This is a genomic window from Streptomyces lichenis, from assembly GCF_023218175.1.
Classification (GTDB): Bacteria; Actinomycetota; Actinomycetes; order Streptomycetales; family Streptomycetaceae; genus Streptomyces; species Streptomyces lichenis.
The window spans coordinates 70268-87036 of the sequence record NZ_JALPTH010000032.1 but is presented as its reverse complement, the minus strand read 5'-3'; the positions used below and the strand labels follow the sequence as shown (position 1 = coordinate 87036).

Here is a 16769-nt window from a genome sequence, read left to right as displayed (position 1 = left end):
AGCGATCTTGTCGGGGTGACCTTCGGTCACGGACTCCGAGGTGAACAGGCGACGGGACACAACGCTCCCTGTGTTTGCAGCGGCTGCTGGCGATGGTTTGCGGACCGGCAGGGGGCTGCAGGCCCCTCGTCGATCCGAGGACAGTTTATCGGGCACTTCCGGCGATGGGACCAGGTGTCTCGCACCGTGGGAGACGGATTGGTCACGCGGACGGATCACCTCCGGCTCCATTCCGCCGCATTCCTGCTCCCAAACGCCCGGTTTCCTGCGGATTCCGACCCCTGAGCGGGGCACTGGAAGTTCATCCGGAATTATTCGGCGACACGCGCCGGGCCTTCGCGGGGCACTCGCGGGCCTCCGCGTGGCATGCCCGGTGGGTGGAACACGGGCGCCTACCCGCCGGTGAGGCGCTCGGCGACCAGGTCCCAGACGGTGTCGGCGAGGTCCTCCTTGGGACCGTACGGGACGGGCGTCTCGGTGCCGTCGGCGGCGAGGACCACGGCCTCGTTGGCGGAGGAGCCGAAGGTCCTGGTCTCCCCCACCTCGTTGACCACGAGCAGGTCGCAGCCCTTGCGGCGGAGCTTGGCGCGGCCGTTGGCCAGCACGTCGTCGGTCTCGGCGGCGAAGCCCACGACCACCTGGCCGGGCCGGGCCGGGTCGGCGGAGACCTCGGCGAGGACGTCGGGGTTGCGGACCAGGACGACGGTCGGCGGCTCCTCGCCGTCGCGCTTCTTGATCTTGCCGGTGGCGTAGGAGGCGGGCCGGAAGTCGGCCACCGCCGCGGCCATGACCACCGCGTCGGCGTCGGCGGCGGCCTTGAGCACGGCCTCCCGCAGCTGGACGGCGGTGCCGACGCGGACCAGGTCCACCCCGGCCGGGTCGGGCAGCGCGCTGTTGGCGGCGACCAGGGTCACCCGGGCCCCGCGGGCCGCCGCGGTGGCGGCCAGTGCGTACCCCTGCTTCCCGGAGGAACGATTCCCCAGGTAGCGGACCGGGTCCAGCGGCTCCCGCGTCCCGCCCGCGCTGACCACCACATGGCGGCCGGCCAGGTCGGGGGCGACGGGTCCCCGGGCGAGTACCCGGCGGCAGACGGCGAAGATCGCGTCCGGGTCGGGCAGCCGGCCCTTGCCGGAGTCGGCGCCGGTGAGCCGCCCCACGGCGGGCTCGACGACCACGGCGCCGCGGCGCCGCAGGGTGGCCACGTTCTCCTGGGTGGCGGGGTGCTCCCACATCTCGGTGTGCATGGCGGGCGCGAAGACCACCGGACATCGGGCGGTGAGCAGGGTGTTGGTGAGCAGGTCGTCGGCGAGCCCGTGGGCGGCCTTGGCCAGCAGGTCGGCGGTGGCCGGGGCGACCACGACCAGGTCGGCGCCCTGCCCGATGCGGACGTGCGGGACCTCGTGGACGTCCGACCAGACCTCGGTGGAGACCGGGTGGCCGGAGAGCGCCGCCCAGGTGGGGGCGCCCACGAAGTGCAGGGCGGAGGCGGTCGGCACCACCGTGGTGTCATGCCCGGACTCGGTCAGCCGGCGCAGCAGTTCGCACGCCTTGTAGGCGGCGATGCCGCCGCTGACCCCGAGGACGACCTTCGGCTTGTCCACTCGCGCCTCCCGGCTGCTGTCGCTGACGGTGCCATCACACACCACAGGCCCGGGGACGGGTCCACCGGGCCTGCGGAATGCGGTGCTGGGGATTGCGCCTACTGGGCGGGGCCCTCGATGGCCTCGGAGGTCAGCAGGCCCGCGTTGATCTCGCGGAGGGCGATCGAGAGCGGCTTCTCGTGGACGTGGGTGTCCACCAGCGGACCGACGTACTCCAGAAGGCCTTCACCGAGCTGCGAGTAGTACGCGTTGATCTGCCGGGCGCGCTTGGCCGCGTAGATCACGAGGCTGTACTTCGAGTCGGTCGCCTCAAGCAGCTCGTCGATCGGCGGGTTGATGATGCCCTCGGGCGCGGTGATGGAAGAGGACACGCTCTACCTTCCGAAAAGGGGATGAAGATCAGGAAAAAGATCAGACAACTGCCATCAAGGCTAGCAGCTCACGCGCCACGTCCTCGACGGAGGTGTTGACCAGGGTGGTGTCGAACTCGGCCTCCGCGGCCAGTTCGATCTTGGCCGCCTCCAGCCGGCGCTCGATGACCTCGGGCGACTCGGTGCCCCGGCCGGTGAGCCGGCGGACCAGCTCGTCCCAGCTCGGCGGGGCGAGGAAGACCAGCTGCGCCTCGGGCATCGACTCGCGGACCAGCCGGGCCCCCTGGAGGTCGATCTCCAGCAGCACCGGCTCGCCCGACTCCAGCCGCTCCAGCACGGCTCGGCGCGGGGTGCCGTAGCGGTTGCCCGCGAACTCGGCCCACTCCAGCAGTTCGCCGTTGGCGACCAGCTTGTCGAACTCGTCGTCGCCGACGAAGTGGTACTGGACCCCGTCGCGCTCACCGGGCCGGGGTCCCCGGGTGGTGGCGGAGACCGAGAGCCAGACCTCGGGGTGCACCTTGCGCATATGGGCGACGACCGTGCTCTTGCCGACCCCGGAGGGGCCGGAGAGCACGGTCAGCCGCGGACGTACGTCCGGGTGCTCTGGGGCGTCCCCCAGCGGAGCGTGGGGGCGGGTGTCCCCCGGGGTTGTTGCAGCCATGGGGCGATTATTCCAGGTTCACCCGGGTGCCCGGGCCGCAGGTCCGAACCGGCCGGAACCCGCCCCGCGAGCGCCCCTGGAACGACCATGGGCGATCGGGAGGCGACCGGAACCGGTCCCCGGAGGGTGCGCATCCCCCCGGGGGCCGCCGGCCACCCGGCGATCAGGCGCCGGCGCCGCCGAACTCGCGTTCCAGGGAAGCGATCTGGTTGGAGCCGAGACCGCGCACCCGGCGGCTCTCGGAGATGCCCAGCCGCTCCATGATCTGCTTGGCGCGGACCTTGCCCACGCCGGGGAGGGACTCCAGCAGGGCGGAGACCTTCATCTTGCCGATGACCTCGTTCTCCTGGCCCTGCTTGATGACCTCGTGGAGGGAGGCGCCGGAGTGCTTGAGTCGATTCTTGACCTCGGCCCGCTCCCGGCGAGCCGCGGCGGCCTTTTCGAGCGCGGCTGCGCGCTGTTCAGGGGTAAGGGGCGGAAGAGCCACGCCTACGTCACCTCGGATGTCGAACTGTCGGATACGGACCGGTGAGGAACCTAGTCGCCCTCACCAGGCGAGCAACGAGCAACGCAGTGCACGCCGTCTCTGCGTCGGAGACTAGCGGCCCGGGCCGCCAGAGTCAGCGAGAACGAACGAAAAGTCCTGGTCAGGATCGGCCTACCCCGACATTGCCGACATATAGACCCGGTTTTCGACCGGATTCCGCCGCAGGTCGCCGCCGTGCGCTCCCCGGCGAGGGTCGGGAAGGCCTACCCCTGGCTGCCCGGGGTAGGCGGACGGTCGCCCTGCGCGGTCGGCCGCGCCGCGAGCGGGGCTCCGTGCTGCCCGCACGCGGATACGGGGACCCAGGCGACCGGCCCCGGACACGCGGACGGCCGCCCCCGCCCCGTACCGCCTCAGCCGCCGACCGCCGCCCGGACCTCGTCCGCGTACCGCTCGGCCGCCGTGCGCAGTGCCGCCGCGTCCGGGCCGTGGCGCAGCACCCCGCGGCTGACGCTGGGCACCACGTTGCGGACCGCCGGGCCGAAGACGGCCGGGAGGTCGGCGGGGGTGGCGCCCTGGGCCCCGATGCCGGGGGCGAGGAGGGGGCCGCCGGTGTCCAGGTCGAAGGAGGACAGGTCGCCGAGGGTGGCGCCGACCACCGCGCCGAAGGAGCCGAGCGGCTGTCCGGCCGAGCGCTCGGCCGCGTTCTCCTCGGTGAGGTGGGCGAGCATGGCGGCGCCCAGGGTGCGGCCGTCGGCACCGGTGGCGCGCTGGACCTCGGCGCCCTCCGGGTTGGAGGTGAGGGCGAGCACGAAGAGCCCGCAGCCGCTGGAACGGGCCAGCTCGACGGCCGGCTTCAGGGAGCCGTAGCCGAGGTACGGGGAGACGGTGAGCGCGTCGGAGAAGAGCGGAGCGCCGGGGCGGAGGTAGGTGTCGGCGTAGGCGGCCATGGTGGAGCCGATGTCGCCCCGCTTGGCGTCCATCACGACCAGGGCCCCGGCGGCGCGCAGTTCGGCGGTGGCGTGCTCCAGGACGGCCAGGCCCCGGGAGCCGAAGCGCTCGAAGAAGGCGCTCTGCGGCTTGAAGACGGCGACCCGGTCGGCGAGGGCGTCCACCACGGTGCGGGTGAAGGAGGTCAGGCCTGCGATGTCGTCGCTCAGGCCCCAGGCCTCCAGTAGGGAGGCGTGGGGGTCGATGCCGACGCAGAGCGGGCCGCGGGCGTCCATGGCCTGGCGCAGCCGGGTGCCGAAGGGGGCGAGGGGCGCGGGGGCAGCCGGGGTGCTCATGCGGTGGCCTTCCGGGTGTCGGCGCCGACGGCCTCGGCGAGGGTGGCGTACGGGGAGGCCGCGAGCCGCGCGGCGAGGCCCTTGTGGATCGCGCGGGCGTAGGTGGGGCCCTCGTAGACGAAGGCGCTGTAGCCCTGGACCAGGGTGGCGCCGGCCAGGATGCGCTGCCAGGCGTCCTCGGCGTTCTCGATGCCGCCGACGCCGATGAGGACGAGCCGGTCGCCGACCCGGGCGTAGAGCCGGCGCAGCACGTCGAGGGAGCGGTCCTTGAGGGGGGCGCCGGAGAGGCCGCCGGTCTCGCTGGTGAGGAAGGCCGGGGACTTCAGGCCGTCGCGGGTGATGGTGGTGTTGGTGGCGATGATGCCGTCCAGGCCGAGTTCGGCGGCGAGGTCGGCGACGGCGTCCACGTCCTCGTCGGCGAGGTCGGGGGCGATCTTGACCAGCAGGGGGACCCGGCGGTCGGGGACGGTGCGGTCGGCGGCCTCGCGGACGGCGGTGAGCAGCGGGCGCAGAGCCTCGGTGGCCTGGAGGTTGCGCAGGCCGGGGGTGTTGGGCGAGGAGACGTTGACCACTAGGTAGTCGGCGTGCCGGGCCAGGCGCTCGGTGGACTTCACATAGTCCGCGGCGGCCTCGGCCTCGGGGACGGCCTTGGTCTTGCCGATGTTGACGCCGACGACCGTCCTGAAGACGGGGGTACGGGTGCGCAGCCGCTCGGCGACGGCGGCGGAGCCGTCGTTGTTGAAGCCCATGCGGTTGATCAGGGCGCGGTCGGCGACCAGGCGGAAGAGCCGCTTCTTGGGGTTGCCGGGCTGGGCTTCGCCGGTGACGGTGCCGATCTCGACATGGTCGAAGCCGAGCATGGCCATGCCGTCGATGGCGACGGCGTTCTTGTCGAAGCCGGCGGCGAGGCCGAAGGGGCCGTGCATCCGCAGGCCCAGGGCCTCGGTGCGCAGTTCCTGGTAGCGGGGCGCGAGGGCGGCGGCGATGAAGGTACGGAGGACGGGGATCCGGGCGGCCAGGCGGATCCAGCGGAAGGCGAGGTGGTGGGCGGCCTCGGGGTCCATCCGGGTGAAGAAGAGGCGGAAGAAGAGCGAGTACATGGGTCCTCGGAGGTCCGTACGGCGGGAGGGGCTGGTCATACGAAGGGGGACACCGGTCGTTTCGGTGTCCCCCTTCGGTGGCTGGTCGCTAGTCGCGGGCCGCGGTCAGGTGCTCGGCGTGCTCCTGGAGGGAGCGGACGCCGACCCCGCCGTGGCCCAGGGCCTCGATGCCCTGGACGGCCGCGGCGAGCGCCTGGACCGTGGTGAGGCAGGGCACGGAGCGGGCGACCGCGGCGGTGCGGATGTCGTAGCCGTCGAGCCGGCCGCCGGTGCCGTACGGGGTGTTGACGATGAGGTCCACCTCGCCGTCGTGGATGAGCTGGACGATGGTCCGCTCGCCGTCGGGGCCGGGGCCCTCGGACTGCTTGCGCACCACGGTGGCGTTGATGCCGTTGCGCTTGAGCACCTCGGCGGTGCCGGAGGTGGCCATCAGCTCGAAGCCGTGGGCGACCAGCTCGCGGGCCGGGAAGACCATCGAGCGCTTGTCGCGGTTGGCGACCGAGATGAAGGCGCGGCCCTTGGTGGGCAGCGGCCCGTAGGCGCCGGCCTGCGACTTGGCGTAGGCGGTGCCGAAGACGGCGTCGATGCCCATGACCTCGCCGGTGGAGCGCATCTCCGGGCCGAGGATGGTGTCCACGCCGCGGCCGTAGATGTCGCGGAAGCGGGTCCACGGCATCACGGCCTCCTTGACGGAGATCGGCGCGTCCAGCGGCAGGGTGCCGCCGTCGCCGCTCTTCGGCAGCAGGCCCTCCTCGCGCAGCTCGGCGATGGTGGCGCCGAGCCCGATGCGGGCGGCGGCCTTGGCGAGCGGCACCGCGGTGGCCTTGGAGGTGAAGGGCACGGTCCGGGAGGCGCGGGGGTTGGCCTCCAGCACGTAGAGGATGTCGCCGGCCATGGCGAACTGGATGTTGATCAGTCCGCGCACGCCGACGCCCTTGGCGATGGCCTCGGTGGAGGCGCGCAGCCGCTTGATGTCGTAGCCGCCGAGGGTGATCGGGGGCAGCGCGCAGGCGGAGTCGCCGGAGTGGATGCCGGCCTCCTCGATGTGCTCCATGACGCCGCCGAGGTAGAGCTCGTGGCCGTCGTAGAGCGCGTCGACGTCGATCTCTATGGCGTCGTCGAGGAAGCGGTCGACCAGGACCGGGCGGTCGTGGCTGATCTCGGTGGACTCGGCGATGTACGCCTCCAGCCGGGTCTCGTCGTAGACGATCTCCATGCCCCGGCCGCCGAGCACATAGGAGGGGCGGACCAGGACCGGGTAGCCGATCTCGTCGGCGATGGCCTTGGCCCCGGCGAAGGTGGTGGCGGTGCCGTGCTTGGGGGCGGGCAGTCCGGCCTCGGCGAGGACCCGGCCGAAGGCGCCGCGGTCCTCGGCGGCGTGGATGGCCTCCGGGGAGGTGCCGACCACGGGCACGCCGTTGTCCTTGAGGGCCTGGGCGAGGCCCAGCGGGGTCTGGCCGCCGAGCTGGACGACCACCCCGGCGATGGGGCCGGCCTGCGCCTCGGCGTGCACGACCTCCAGCACGTCCTCCAGGGTGAGCGGCTCGAAGTAGAGCCGGTCGGAGGTGTCGTAGTCGGTGGAGACGGTCTCCGGGTTGCAGTTGACCATCACGGTCTCGTACCCGGCCTCGCTGAGCGCAAAGGAGGCGTGGACGCAGGAGTAGTCGAACTCGATGCCCTGGCCGATGCGGTTGGGCCCGGAGCCGAGGATGATCACGGCGGGCTTCTCGCGCCGCGCGACCTCGCTCTCCTCGTCGTACGAGGAGTAGAAGTACGGCGTCTTGGCGGCGAACTCGGCGGCGCAGGTGTCGACCGTCTTGTAGACCGGGCGGACGCCGAGGGCCTGGCGGACCTCGCGGACCACGTCCTCGCGCAGCCCGCGGATGTCGGCGATCTGGGCGTCGGAGAAGCCGTGCCGCTTGGCCTCGGCGAGCAGTTCGGGGTCGAGCCGCTCGGCGGCGGCCAGCTCGTCGGCGATCTCCTTGATCAGGAAGAGCTGGTCCACGAACCAGGGGTCGATCTTCGTAGCGTCGAAGACCTCCTCGGGGGTGGCGCCCGCCCGGATGGCCTGCATGACCGTGTTGATGCGGCCGTCAGTGGGGCGGACCGCCTCGCGCAGCAGCTCGGCCTTGTCGCCGGGGTCGCCGGTGAAGGCGAACTGGCTGCCCTTCTTCTCCAGCGAGCGCAGCGCCTTCTGCAGGGCCTCGGTGAAGTTGCGGCCGATGGCCATGGCCTCGCCGACCGACTTCATGGTGGTGGTGAGGGTGGAGTCGGCCTGCGGGAACTTCTCGAAGGCGAACCGCGGGGCCTTGACCACGACGTAGTCGAGGGTGGGCTCGAAGGAGGCCGGGGTCTTCTCGGTGATGTCGTTGGGGATCTCGTCCAGCGTGTAGCCGACGGCGAGCCGGGCGGCGATCTTGGCGATCGGGAAGCCGGTGGCCTTGGAGGCGAGCGCGGAGGAGCGGGAGACCCGGGGGTTCATCTCGATGACGATGATCCGGCCGTCCTCCGGGTCGACCGCGAACTGGATGTTGCAGCCGCCGGTGTCCACGCCGACCTCGCGGATGATCGCGATGCCGATGTCCCGCAGCCGCTGGTACTCGCGGTCGGTGAGGGTCATCGCCGGGGCGACGGTGATGGAGTCGCCGGTGTGCACGCCCATCGGGTCGAAGTTCTCGATGGAGCAGACGACCACGACGTTGTCGTTCTTGTCCCGCATCAGCTCCAGCTCGTACTCCTTCCAGCCGAGGATGGACTCCTCCAGGAGCACCTCGGTGGTCGGGGAGAGCGTGAGGCCCTGGCCGGCGATGCGGCGCAGCTCGTCCTCGTCGTGGGCGAAGCCGGAGCCGGCGCCGCCCATGGTGAAGGAGGGCCGGACGACGACGGGGTAGCCGCCGAGGGTGTCGACGCCCTTGAGGACGTCGTCCATGGAGTGGCAGATCACCGAGCGGGCGGACTCGCCGTGCCCGATCTTCTCCCGTACGGCCTCCACGACGCCCTTGAAGAGGTCGCGGTCCTCACCCTTGTGGATGGCCTCCACATTGGCGCCGATCAGCTCGACGCCGTACTTCTCCAGGACGCCCTGCTCGTGCATGGAGATCGCGGTGTTGAGCGCGGTCTGGCCGCCCAGGGTGGGCAGCAGGGCGTCCGGGCGCTCCTTGGCGATGATCTTCTCGACGAACTCGGGGGTGATCGGCTCGACGTAGGTGGCGTCGGCGATCTCCGGGTCGGTCATGATCGTGGCCGGGTTGGAGTTGACCAGGATGACCCGCAGGCCCTCGGCCTTGAGGACGCGGCAGGCCTGGGTGCCGGAGTAGTCGAACTCCGCGGCCTGGCCGATGACGATCGGGCCGGAGCCGATGACCAGGACGGACTGGATATCGGTGCGCTTAGGCACGCTCGGCCTCCATCAGGGCGGTCTGCATCATTGAAACGAACCGGTCGAACAGGTACGCGGCGTCGTGCGGGCCGGCCGCCGCCTCGGGGTGGTACTGGACGCTGAAGGCGGGCCGGTCCAGCAGCCGCAGGCCCTCCACCACGTCGTCGTTCAGGCAGACGTGGGAGACCTCGGCGCGGCCGTAGGGGGTGTCGGAGACGGCGTCCAGGGGCGCGTCCACGGCGAAGCCGTGGTTGTGCGCGGTGACCTCGACCTTGCCGGTGGTGCGGTCCTGCACCGGCTGGTTGATGCCCCGGTGGCCGTACTTCAGCTTGTAGGTGCCGAAGCCCAGCGCGCGGCCGAGGATCTGGTTGCCGAAGCAGATGCCGAACAGCGGGGTGGAGCGCTCCAGCACGGCCCGCATCACGGAGACCGGTCCGTCGGCGGTGGCCGGGTCGCCGGGGCCGTTGGAGAAGAACACCCCGTCCGGGTCGACCGCGTAGACGTCCTCGGCGGTGGCGGTGGCGGGCAGCACGTGCACCTCGATGCCGCGCTCGGCCATCCGGTGCGGGGTCATGCCCTTGATGCCCAGGTCCACGGCGGCGACGGTGAACTTCTTCGCACCGATCGCGGGGACGACGTAGGGCTCCTTGGTGGCGACCTCGGCGGCCAGGTCGGCGCCCTTCATCTGCGGGGCGTCCTGCACCCGGGCGAGCAGGGCGGCCTCGTCGGCCAGCGCCTCGCCGGAGAAGATGCCGACCCGCATGGCGCCGCGCTCGCGCAGATGGCGGGTGAGCGCGCGGGTGTCCACCCCGGAGATGCCGACGACGCCCTGGGCGGCCAGCTCCTCGTCCAGGGTGCGGCGGGAGCGCCAGGAGGAGGTGGTCCGGGCGGGGTCGCGCACCACATAGCCGGAGACCCAGATGCGCTTCGACTCGGGGTCCTCGTCGTTGACCCCGGTGTTGCCGACGTGCGGGGCGGTCATGACGACGACCTGCCGGTGGTACGAGGGGTCGGTCAGCGTCTCCTGGTAGCCGGTCATCCCGGTGGAGAACACGGCCTCGCCGAAGGTCTCCCCCACGGCCCCGTAGGCGCGGCCGCGGAAGGTGCGGCCGTCCTCCAGGACGAGTACGGCGGGGGCCTTGGCGGCCCCCCGGGTGAGGGCGGTCGTCATCGTGCGGCGCCTTCCTTGGTAGCGGTGATCTCGTTCATGTCGACGGGGCCGATGGCCTCGACCCAGGCGGTGTGCTCGGCGGCGGTGTCGGAGCGGAAGCCGGAGTCCAGCAGCCGGCCGCCGTGCTCCCAGGTGACGACCAGCAGGCCGCCCTCGGCGAGCACCTTGCCGGCGATCCCCTTGTCCAGGCGCGCGCCGCGCAGCTGCCCGGCGGGGACGAAGAAGTCCTGGGCCCCGGGGCGTACGGCGGTGAGCCCGGCGTCGGTGAGGGTCAGCTCCACCCGGCTGCGGGTACCCAGTCCATGGGCGACGATCCGGTCCAGCCACTGCCCGGCGGTGGTGGAGCCGTGGTAGCGGCCGCTCATCGTGAGCCGGGGCGCGCCGGGCGCGTCCGGTGCCTCGGGCAGCTCGGGCAGGTCCGACTGGAGGCTGCCGCGCCATGTCCAGCCCTGCCGCATCAGCCAGTAGACCAGGGCGACGAAGAGCACCAGCCCGGCGACCCAGCCGAGCCGGGCGGCCCAGTCGGTGACCTCCGCCGACTTCTGCTCGGCGGCCAACGCGGCCAGTGCGGGGGTGTTGTCGATCAGTGCAGGTGTCACGCCAGCTTCCCGTCCATGAGCGTCGCCCGGCCCCGCAGGAAGGTGTGGGTGACGCGCCCCGGCAGCTCGCGGCCCTCGTAGGGGGTGTTGCGGCTGCGGGAGGCGAAGCCCGCGGGGTCCACGGTTCCACGGTATGCCGGATCGACCAGGGTGAGGTTGGCGGGCTCACCAGCCGAGACGGGGCGTCCGTGGCCGGTGGCGCGGCCGATGCGGGCCGGGGCGAAGGACATCCGGTCGGCGACGCCGGCCCAGTCGAGGAGGCCGGTCTCCACCATGGTCTGCTGGACGACGGAGAGCGCGGTCTCCAGGCCGACCATGCCCATGGCGGCGGCGGCCCATTCGCAGTCCTTGTCCTCGTGCGGGTGCGGGGCGTGGTCGGTGGCCACGATGTCGATGGTGCCGTCGGCCAGCGCCTGGCGCAGGGCGAGGACGTCGCGCTCGGTGCGCAGCGGCGGGTTGACCTTGTAGACCGGGTTGTAGCTGCGCACCAGCTCGTCGGTGAGGAGCAGGTGGTGCGGGGTGACCTCGGCGGTGACGTCGATGCCGCGGGACTTGGCCCAGCGGACGATGTCGACCGAGCCGGCGGTGGAGAGGTGGCAGATGTGCAGCCGGGAGCCGACGTGCTCGGCGAGCAGCACGTCCCGGGCGATGATCGACTCCTCGGCGACGGCGGGCCAGCCGCCGAGGCCCAGCTCGGCGGAGACGGTGCCCTCGTTCATCTGGGCGCCCTCGGTGAGCCGGGGCTCCTGGGCGTGCTGGGCGACGACGCCGCCGAAGGCCTTCACGTACTCCAGGGCGCGCCGCATGATCACCGCGTCGTCCACGCACTTGCCGTCGTCGGAGAAGACGGTGACCCCGGCGGCCGAGTCGTGCATGGCGCCCAGCTCGGCGAGCTTGCGGCCCTCCAGGCCGACGGTGACGGCGCCGATGGGCTGGACGTCGCAGTAGCCGTGCTCGCGGCCGAGCCGGTAGACCTGCTCGACCACACCGGCGGTGTCGGCGACGGGGAAGGTGTTGGCCATGGCGAACACCGAGGTGAAGCCGCCGGTGGCGGCGGCCCGGGTGCCGGTGAGGACGGTCTCGGAGTCCTCGCGGCCGGGCTCGCGCAGATGGGTGTGCAGGTCGACCAGGCCGGGCAGCAGGATCCGCCCCTCGGCCTCGATGACGGTGGCGTCGCCGGCGGGCAGGCCGGTGCCGGTCGCGGCGATGGTCTCGCCGTCGACCAGCACGTCCTGGACGTCGCCGCCGAGCACCTGCGCACCGCGGATCAGGGTCTTGCTCATCGTTCGTGCTCTCCTCGGTACGAAGGGGGTCAGGCGGCGGACTCGTTGCCGCCGAGCAGCAGGTAGAGGACGGCCATGCGGATGGAGACGCCGTTGGCGACCTGCTCGATCGCGGTGCAGCGCGGGGAGTCGGCGACCTGGGCGGTGATCTCCATGCCGCGGACCATGGGGCCGGGGTGCATCACGATGGCGTGCTCGGGGAGCTTGGCCATCCGGTCGCCGTCCAGGCCGTAGCGGCGCGAGTACTCGCGCTCGGTGGGGAAGAAGGCCGCGTTCATCCGCTCGCGCTGGACCCGCAGCATCATCACCGCGTCGCACTTGGCGAGGGCGGAGTCGAGGTCGTACGAGACCTCGCAGGGCCAGTTGGTGACGCCGACCGGGAGCAGGGTGGGCGGGGCGACCAGGACCACCTCGGCGCCCAGGGTGTGCAGCAGGTCGACGTTGGAGCGGGCGACCCGGCTGTGCAGGATGTCGCCGACGATGACGACCCGCTTGCCGGCCAGGTCGCGGCCGAGCCCGGTGTCGTGGCCGACCAGGCGGCGGCGGAGGGTGAAGGCGTCCAGCAGGGCCTGGGTGGGGTGCTGGTGGGTGCCGTCGCCGGCGTTGATGACGGCCGCGTCGATCCAGCCGGAGGTGGCGAGGCGGTAGGGGGCGCCGGAGGCGCCGTGCCGGATGACGACGGCGTCCACGCCCATCGCCTCCAGGGTCTGCGCGGTGTCCTTGAGCGATTCGCCCTTGGAGACCGAGGAGCCCTTGGCACTGAAGTTGATGACGTCGGCGGAGAGCCGCTTCTCGGCGGCCTCGAAGGAGATCCGGGTCCGGGTGGAGTCCTCGAAGAAGAGGTTGACCACGGTCCGGCCGCGCAGCGTGGGCAGCTTCTTGATCGGCCGGTCGGCGACCCGGGCCATCTCCTCGGCGGTGTCGAGGATCTGCACGGCGTCGTCGCGGGTGAGGTCGGCGGCCGAGATGAGGTGGCGCAGCATCGGGGGTTACTCCAGGTTCGCGTCAGGGTGCGCGGAGGCGTGCGGGCACACGGGGGCGCGGTGCGCCGCGCCGGGGGCCCGTCCGTACGTCCTGCGGGGGGGTACGGGAAGGGGGCTAGCGTTCGCCGGCCGGGGCGGCCTCGCGCACCCCGAGCAGCACGGCGTCCCGGCCGTCCTCCTCGGCGAGCTGGACCTTGACGGCCTCCCGCAGCGAGGTGGGGAGGTTCTTGCCCACGTAGTCGGCGCGGATCGGCAGCTCGCGGTGGCCTCGGTCGACCAGCACGGCGAGCTGGACGGCGCGGGGGCGGCCGATGTCGCCGAGCGCGTCGAGGGCGGCGCGGATGGTGCGTCCGGAGAACAGCACGTCGTCGACGAGGACGACCAGCCGGCCGTCGACGCCGTCGGCGGGGATCTCGGTGCGGCCGATGGCGCGGGCGGGCCGCATGCGCAGGTCGTCGCGGTACATGGTGATGTCCAGCGAGCCGACCGGCACGGGCCTGCCGGTGATCTGCTGGAGCTTCTCCGCCAGCCGGCGGGCGAGGAACACCCCGCGGGTGGGGATGCCGAGGAGCACCACGTCGTCGGCGCCCTTGGCGCGCTCGACGATCTCGTGGGCGATGCGGGTCAGTACCCGCGCGATGTCCGGGCCCTCAAGGACGGGGCGTGCGGCATCGGTCTGCTGGTTCGCGTCCATACGAAGCGGACCTCCTTCTCCGCCTCACGGGACGGATCTTAAAGGACGTCTGATGTGCGCCACCCACCGTACCAGCACGTCGGAGGGGGTCCGTCCGGGGTGGGGACGGCAGCCGGTAGGACCTCTCCGGCTTGACGGGGCCAAGTAACGCTGCGTAACCTCACAGTGAGTTACCAGCCGAGCGGCGAGGCCGCAAAGTTGTTCACAGCGTCCCGGGAGCTATATGTCCAGCGAATACGCAAAACAGCTCGGGGCCAAGCTCCGCGCCATCCGCACCCAGCAGGGCCTCTCCCTCCACGGTGTGGAGGAGAAGTCCCAGGGCCGTTGGAAGGCCGTGGTGGTGGGCTCCTACGAGCGCGGCGACCGTGCCGTGACCGTGCAGCGCCTGGCCGAGCTGGCCGACTTCTACGGTGTCCCGGTGCAGGAGCTGCTGCCGGGGACGACGCCCGGCGGTGCCGCCGAGCCGCCGCCGAAGCTCGTGCTGGACCTGGAGCGCCTCGCCCACGTCCCGGCGGAGAAGGCGGGCCCGCTCCAGCGGTACGCGGCGACCATCCAGTCCCAGCGCGGCGACTACAACGGCAAGGTGCTGTCGATCCGCCAGGACGACCTGCGCACCCTCGCGGTCATCTACGACCAGTCGCCGTCGGTGCTGACCGACCAGCTGATCAGCTGGGGCGTGCTGGACGCGGACGCCCGCCGGGCCGTCGCCCACGAGCAGGACGCCTGAGACCGGCCTCCCGGTCCCGCCCCTCCTGTCACCAGCACCACAGCTGTCACAGCAGCCTCAGCAGAAACGTTGCCGCCGGGTGCGGTGAGCGGTCTCGACCCGCTCACCGCACCCGGCGCCGTCGTCTTCGCCGCCATCCGGCGGACACGAGAACGGCCCGCGGCGCGCAAGCGCGCCGCGGGCCGTTCTGCCGCCGTCCAGGGGTCAGTCCCTGCGCAGCGAGGGCTTCAGGTCCTTGAAGCGGGCCAGCAGGCCGTTGACGAAGGACGGGGAGTCGTCGGTGGAGAACTCCTTGGCGAGCTGCACCGCCTCGTCGATCACCACCGCGTCCGGCGTACCGTCCACCCAGACCAGCTCGTACGTACCGAGGCGCAGGATGTTGCGGTCCACCACCGGCATCCGGTCCAGGGTCCAGCCGACCGCGTAGGACGAGATCAGCTCGTCGATCCGGCCCGCGTGGTCGGCGTACCCCTCGACCAGCTCCATCGTGTACTCGCTGACCGGGGGCTGCCGGTCGTCGGACCGGGCGTGCCGGATCCAGTCCCCGAGCACCTCCCGCGCGGAGGTGTCGCGCTGGTCGGCCTCGAACAGGATCTGGAAGGCGCGCTTGCGGGCCGTGTTCCGAGCGGCCACGGTTAGCTGTTCACCCGGCCGAGGTAGTCGCTGGTGCGGGTGTCGACCTTGATCTTCTCACCGGTGGTGATGAAGAGCGGGACCGCGATCTGGTGGCCGGTCTCCAGGATGGCGGGCTTGGTGCCACCGGTGGAGCGGTCGCCCTGGACGCCCGGCTCGGTCTCCTGGATGGTCAGCTCGACGGCGGCCGGCAGCTCGACGTAGAGCACCTCGCCCTCGTGCGTGGCGACGGTGGCGGTGAAGCCCTCGATCAGGAAGTTGGCGGCGTCGCCGACGGCGGCGCGGGAGACGTGCAGCTGGTCGTAGGTCTGCATGTCCATGAAGACGAAGTAGTCGCCGTCCATGTACGAGAACTGCATGTCGCGGCGGTCGACGGTGGCCGTCTCGACCTTCACACCGGCGTTGAAGGTCTTGTCGACGATCTTGCCGGAGAGCACGTTCTTGAGCTTGGTGCGCACGAAGGCGGGGCCCTTGCCGGGCTTGACGTGCTGGAACTCGACGACGGACCAGAGCTGGTCGTTGTCGAGCTTGAGCACCATGCCGTTCTTGAGGTCGTTCGTGGAAGCCACGGTTGCGGAATCTCCTGGACTGACGCTGGCGGACGACCGGGAGCCGCGGTGTTCGCGCTACAGCGCGAGCAGCTCCTTGGTCGTGATGGTGAGTAGCTCGGGGCCGCCGTCCGCCTCGTGGCGCACGACGAGCGTGTCATCGATCCGGACCCCGCCCCGGCCCGGGAGGTGGACCCCCGGTTCGACGGTGACCGGCACGCAAGCGTCCAGTTTACCCATGGCGTCGGGTGCCAACTGAGGGTCCTCCTGGATTTCCAGGCCCACCCCGTGCCCGAGCAGCGGCGCGAGTCCCTCGCCGTACCCCGCCGAGTCCAGCATCTGCCGGGCCACCCGGTCCACCTCGCGGTACTCGGTGCCGGGCAGCAGCGCCTCCCGGGCGGCCCGCTGGGCGGCGAAGACCAGGTCGTACAGCTCGATCTGCCAGTCCGCGGGCGAGGTGCCGATCACGAAGGTGCGGCCGATCTCGCAGCGGTAGCCGCGGTAGTCGGCGCCCAGGCAGACGGAGAGGAAGTCCCCCTCCTCCACCCGCCGGTCGGACGGCCGGTGGCCGCGCCGCCCGGCGTGCGGCCCGGTGGCCACCGAGGTGGCGAAGGCGGGGCCGTCCGCGCCGTGGTCCACCAGCCGGCGTTCCAGCTCCAGCGCCAGATGCCGCTCGGTGCGGCCCACCAGGATCGACTCCAGCAGCTCCCCCAGCGCCTGGTCGGTGATCTCCGCGGCGATCCGGAGGCAGGTGATCTCGTCCTCGTCCTTGACGATCCGCTCCTGCTCGACCGCGCCCGCCAGGTCCGTCAGCCGCACCCGGGGCGCCTCGGCCGACATGGCCCGGTGCCGGGCCACGCTCAGATGGTGCTCCTCCACCGCCAGCCCCTCGGCCCCCGAGGACTGCGCCAGCGCGGCGGCGGCCACCACCGGGTCGGCCCCCGCGGCGGGCAGCACGGTGACCCGCAGCGCCTCGTCGAGCCGCCCCTCCACCGGGTCGCCGGTGGGCGTCCCCGGGCAGAGCAGCGCATCGCCGTCGGTGCCGAGCAGCAGCACCGCGCCGGGCGGCGCACCGCCCGCGAGGTAGCGGACGTTGGCGGGGCGGGAGACGAGCGCCGCCGCGGAACCGGCCGCCGCGCACCGGTCGCGCAGCCGCCCGCGGCGGTCCGCAAAGACGTCAGGCATGAGTCGAGCGTACGGTCGCCAGGGCGCCCCGGCAGGTCGGACGGGTCCGAGTGGGCGCACCCCG

At 72.1% G+C, this 16769-nt stretch carries 16 protein-coding genes; 1 reads left to right on the top strand and 15 read right to left on the bottom strand.

Going from position 1 to position 16769, the window contains the following annotated elements:
* Positions 1-392: 392 nt before the first annotated feature.
* The 12 genes from coaBC to pyrR form a co-directional block, all read right to left on the bottom strand.
* Complete coding sequence (gene coaBC / locus M1O15_RS26760; RefSeq protein ID WP_248636754.1) at positions 393-1601, bottom strand: bifunctional phosphopantothenoylcysteine decarboxylase/phosphopantothenate--cysteine ligase CoaBC; 1209 nt, start codon at positions 1599-1601, stop codon at positions 393-395.
* A 98-nt stretch (positions 1602-1699) separates the two neighbouring features.
* Positions 1700-1972: a DNA-directed RNA polymerase subunit omega gene (gene rpoZ / locus M1O15_RS26755; RefSeq protein WP_005319902.1), complete on the bottom strand. Its 273-nt coding sequence runs from the start codon at positions 1970-1972 to the stop codon at positions 1700-1702.
* Positions 1973-2012: 40 nt separating this feature from the next.
* A complete protein-coding gene (gene gmk, locus M1O15_RS26750; protein WP_248636753.1) occupies positions 2013-2633 on the bottom strand; it encodes a guanylate kinase in 621 nt (206 codons plus the stop codon).
* A gap of 163 nt (positions 2634-2796) precedes the next feature.
* Entirely contained in the window at positions 2797-3120 is a 324-nt protein-coding gene (locus M1O15_RS26745) for an integration host factor (protein ID WP_105868359.1), read from the bottom strand.
* Between the two features lie 410 nt (positions 3121-3530).
* Positions 3531-4403: an orotidine-5'-phosphate decarboxylase gene (pyrF, locus tag M1O15_RS26740; RefSeq protein ID WP_248636752.1), complete on the bottom strand. Its 873-nt coding sequence runs from the start codon at positions 4401-4403 to the stop codon at positions 3531-3533.
* The gene (locus tag M1O15_RS26735) at positions 4400-5503 is read right to left on the bottom strand and encodes a quinone-dependent dihydroorotate dehydrogenase (RefSeq protein WP_248636751.1); all 1104 of its coding nucleotides are present in this window, start codon (positions 5501-5503) and stop codon (positions 4400-4402) included. The genes pyrF and M1O15_RS26735 overlap by 4 nt, the downstream gene beginning before the upstream one ends.
* A gap of 88 nt (positions 5504-5591) precedes the next feature.
* Entirely contained in the window at positions 5592-8900 is a 3309-nt protein-coding gene (gene carB, locus M1O15_RS26730) for a carbamoyl-phosphate synthase large subunit (protein ID WP_248636750.1), read from the bottom strand.
* Positions 8893-10053 carry a glutamine-hydrolyzing carbamoyl-phosphate synthase small subunit gene (gene carA, locus M1O15_RS26725; RefSeq protein WP_248636749.1) on the bottom strand — a complete coding sequence of 387 codons (1161 nt, stop codon included), beginning with the start codon at positions 10051-10053 and terminating at the stop codon, positions 8893-8895. The genes carB and carA overlap by 8 nt, the downstream gene beginning before the upstream one ends.
* Entirely contained in the window at positions 10050-10652 is a 603-nt protein-coding gene (locus M1O15_RS26720; RefSeq protein ID WP_248636748.1) for a PH-like domain-containing protein, read from the bottom strand. The genes carA and M1O15_RS26720 overlap by 4 nt, the downstream gene beginning before the upstream one ends.
* The gene (locus M1O15_RS26715) at positions 10649-11935 is read right to left on the bottom strand and encodes a dihydroorotase (RefSeq protein ID WP_248636747.1); all 1287 of its coding nucleotides are present in this window, start codon (positions 11933-11935) and stop codon (positions 10649-10651) included. Before M1O15_RS26715 ends, M1O15_RS26720 begins: the two co-directional genes overlap by 4 nt.
* Positions 11936-11964: 29 nt before the next feature.
* Positions 11965-12918, bottom strand: coding sequence for an aspartate carbamoyltransferase catalytic subunit (locus M1O15_RS26710; RefSeq protein ID WP_248636746.1), 954 nt, complete (start codon positions 12916-12918; stop codon positions 11965-11967).
* A 115-nt stretch (positions 12919-13033) separates the two neighbouring features.
* Positions 13034-13612 (bottom strand): bifunctional pyr operon transcriptional regulator/uracil phosphoribosyltransferase PyrR, encoded by a 579-nt coding sequence (pyrR, locus tag M1O15_RS26705; protein ID WP_248636745.1) that lies wholly within the window; start codon positions 13610-13612, stop codon positions 13034-13036.
* A gap of 223 nt (positions 13613-13835) precedes the next feature.
* Between pyrR and bldD the strand changes: the two genes are divergently transcribed.
* Positions 13836-14339: a transcriptional regulator BldD gene (bldD, locus tag M1O15_RS26700; RefSeq protein ID WP_248636744.1), complete on the top strand. Its 504-nt coding sequence runs from the start codon at positions 13836-13838 to the stop codon at positions 14337-14339.
* Between the two features lie 204 nt (positions 14340-14543).
* Here the strand turns inward: bldD and nusB are convergent, their stop codons facing one another.
* The 3 genes from nusB to M1O15_RS26685 are packed head-to-tail and all read right to left on the bottom strand — an operon-like array spanning position 14544 to position 16705.
* A complete protein-coding gene (gene nusB, locus M1O15_RS26695; RefSeq protein WP_248636743.1) occupies positions 14544-14972 on the bottom strand; it encodes a transcription antitermination factor NusB in 429 nt (142 codons plus the stop codon).
* A gap of 2 nt (positions 14973-14974) precedes the next feature.
* Positions 14975-15541, bottom strand: coding sequence for an elongation factor P (gene efp, locus M1O15_RS26690; RefSeq protein WP_248636742.1), 567 nt, complete (start codon positions 15539-15541; stop codon positions 14975-14977).
* 57 nt (positions 15542-15598) lie between these two features.
* On the bottom strand, positions 15599-16705 hold the full coding sequence (locus M1O15_RS26685; RefSeq protein ID WP_248636741.1) for an aminopeptidase P family protein: 1107 nt from the start codon (positions 16703-16705) through the stop codon (positions 15599-15601).
* Positions 16706-16769: the final 64 nt, after the last annotated feature.